1 protein-coding gene is annotated in these 235 nt (G+C 57.4%); it reads right to left on the reverse strand.

Annotated features, from left to right (window positions below):
* Nucleotides 1-206 (reverse strand): ABC transporter permease (locus tag CVH10_RS24535; RefSeq protein WP_369336029.1); only part of this gene is annotated, 206 nt, incomplete at its 3' end.
* Between the last annotated feature and the right edge of the window lie 29 nt (nt 207-235).

A 235-nucleotide genomic window follows, 5' to 3' on the forward strand; every position in this document is an offset into this window, starting at 1 on the left:
AACACCGGGGCCTTGATCAGTCCGACGAACAGGTCGGTGATCGGCACCACCTCGCGGATCCGCGCGACGTAAGCGACCGGCGGTATGTCGAGCGAGAACCAGCACAACAGACCGCCGCCGATGATCGCGATTACCGACGAATAAAATACAATCAGCGGCATCAGCACGATCTCCTCGATCGTTAGCTTAAGTAACATCGCCTCCATCTGCGACACTCCGATCGTCCGCATCTCTT

The organism is Halomonas sp. ND22Bw (genome assembly GCF_003011945.1).
Classification (GTDB): domain Bacteria; phylum Pseudomonadota; class Gammaproteobacteria; order Pseudomonadales; family Halomonadaceae; genus Halomonas; species Halomonas halophila.